Annotated in this window: 3 protein-coding genes; 2 read left to right on the top strand and 1 reads right to left on the bottom strand. The window is 62.6% G+C overall.

The annotated features are described in order from the left end of the window. Positions 1 to 452 (bottom strand): Lon-like protease helical domain-containing protein (locus HP546_RS29145; RefSeq protein WP_172233010.1); only part of this gene is annotated, 452 nt, incomplete at its 3' end. 250 nt (positions 453 to 702) lie between these two features. Here HP546_RS29145 and HP546_RS29140 point away from each other — a divergent pair. Together HP546_RS29140 and HP546_RS29135 are read left to right on the top strand one after the other, a co-directional pair. Beyond that, positions 703 to 1191 (top strand): DUF3015 domain-containing protein, encoded by a 489-nt coding sequence (locus tag HP546_RS29140; protein WP_172233007.1) that lies wholly within the window; start codon positions 703 to 705, stop codon positions 1189 to 1191. Positions 1192 to 1266: 75 nt separating this feature from the next. After that, on the top strand, positions 1267 to 2487 hold a 1221-nt coding region (locus tag HP546_RS29135; RefSeq protein ID WP_172233004.1), incomplete at its 3' end, for a DUF4105 domain-containing protein.

Here is a 2487-nt window from a genome sequence, read left to right as displayed (position 1 = left end):
CGGTCGATGGCACCCTTCTTCTGCTGGTACGACGGGTGCTCGAACACTGCCGGGAAGGTGGCCAGCAGGTTGTCGATCAGCCCGCTCATGTCGTTGATGAATTCCCCGGCACTGCCGGACGGCAACTCCAGCGCGCGCGGCTCGCGGCTGTCTTCGAAGTGGTTGACATACACCCAGTCCGCCGGGGTGTGCTGGCGCTTGCCTTCGGCCTTCAGGTAGCGCTTGACGAACGAGAAGCGGCCGGTGCCCGGCTCGCCCATCACATACACATTGTAACCAGGGCGGGGCATGGCCACGCCGAACTGCAGGGCCTCGACAGCACGTTCCTGGCCCAGGACTCCGCGAAACGGCTCCAGATCGTCGGTATTGGTAAAGGCAAACTGCTCGGGTGAGAAACGCCGGGTCAGGGCTTCAGGCGCGAGACGCAGGCGCGCAGCGACAGGATCGGGCATTGGGTTTCCTTACTTCGGCGGGCAGATACGCAGCATTCTGGCGCTGCCCGCGCGCGCCTTGCAAGGCTCGGCGAGACTTTATGTCGCAGCCGGTGCAAGTCATGTAACAGCAAATTTTTCGCAATCAACAACGCAACCTTTAGATCGTGCCTAAACTCCAAGCTGCGCGGGTGGGTGAAATGCTTTCCCGACCTGGCAACCGAGTTGCCAGAAACCCTGACCCTTGGTTAAGACAAAGAGAACAAATGCTATGAAACGGATTCTTCTGGGTACTCTGTTCACCGTGGTCTCGCTGAACGCCATGGCCGAAGCGCCAGGCGGCCCGAACTGCGGTTGGGGCAACATGCTGTTCGAAGGCCAGCGCGGTACGCCGGCACACTTCCTGGCTTCCACCACCAACGGCACCTCCGGTAACGCCACCTTCGGTATGACCTCCGGCACCAACGGCTGCTCGACCAAGGCTTCGCTGACTTATGGCGGCAAGTCCTGGTTCGCCATGAATGGCATGATGAACGAGCTGTCGGAAGACATGGCCATGGGCCAGGGCGAAGCCTTGACCACCTATGCCGTGGTACTGGGTGTGGCGCCGGAAGACCGCGGCTACTTCGAGTCGGTGGCTCACCAGCATTTCAACCAGATCTTCACCAGCGCCGATGTCACGGCCGAAACCGTGCACAGCAACACCCTGGCTGTCCTGAAAACCGACCCACGCCTGGCCAAATACGCAACAGAGGCCTAAGCGCAGCTGTTCCCGCCCCAGCGCTGGGGCGGGTTTCGCCTTTCTTTCGGCATCGTCAAGAAGTAGTTGCCCGATATGCTCAAACGCCTCGCTTCCCTGGCGCTGATCGCTTGCGCCCCTGTTCATGCTGCACCGGTGCTGGACCAAGGCCGTGTCCAGCAACTGGCCAATACCCCTTACTGGATTGCCCTGGGCCATTATGAAACCGCCAAGCTAGGCGGCTGGCGCAGCTATGTGGACGACGACGCGTTCTTCCTCGCCGAGGATGGCGCGCACCACCCCGACCAGGAGCTGCAAGCCACGGTCCAGGCGCTGTACCAACCGGCCAGCCTGGGCGACAAACACGCCCAGTGCGTGTTCCCGGCGCGCACCCGCTGGCTGCGCGAGCAGCTTGATCTGCAAGACCTGCCGCAGCCGGACTGCCAGGAATTCAAGACCTGGTACCAGTCGATCGATCCGCACAGTGCGGCGCTGATCTTTCCGGCGGCCTACCTGAACAGCCCGTCATCGATGTTCGGCCACACCCTGCTGCGCATCGACCAGTCAAGCACCCGCAGCGACGACACCACGCTGCTCAGCTATGCAATCAACTTTGGCGCGTACATCGAAGGCAGCGACAACAGCATCCTGTATGCCTGGAAAGGCCTGATGGGTGGCTACCCGGGGCTGTTCGCGCTGATGCCCTACCAGGAAAAACTATCCGAATACCGCAGCCTGGAAAACCGCGACCTGTGGGAGTACCAGCTGGACCTTACCCCCGAAGAAACCGGGCGCATGGTCGAACATGTGTGGGAACTGAAGCAGATCCAGTTCGACTACTTCTTCTTCGACGAGAACTGCTCGTATCGTTTGCTGGAGCTGCTGCAGGTGGCCCGCCCCAGCCTGGACCTGACCTCGCAGTTTCCGCTGACTGCCATCCCCACCGACACGGTGAAGGCGGTGAAGCAGTCCGGCCTGGTCGCCAGCGAAACGTATCGCCCGTCACGCGAGCGCGAGCTACTGGCGCGTGCCGAGCCGCTGGACCATGACGAAAAACAGCAGGTACTGGCGGTGAGCGCCGACACCAAGCGCCTGCAAAGCGCTGAGTTCAAGGCCCTGCCCCGCGAGCGCCAAGCCCTGGTACAGGACGCCGCCTACCGCCTGGAGCGCTACCGCGCCAACGGCCAGGAACGCGACCCTGCGCGCGCCGGGCGCAGCTTCGAGTTGCTGCGGGCGATCAACAGCAACCCGCCACCACCGCTGCAGATCGAACGCCCCGGCCTGCCCGAGGATGGCCACGACTCACGCACCTGGCAG

The organism is Pseudomonas sp. CM25 (assembly GCF_013179705.1).
Taxonomy (GTDB): domain Bacteria; phylum Pseudomonadota; class Gammaproteobacteria; order Pseudomonadales; family Pseudomonadaceae; genus Aquipseudomonas.
Note: the sequence above shows the minus strand (reverse complement) of the source record. Positions and strands in the feature narration are given on the sequence as shown.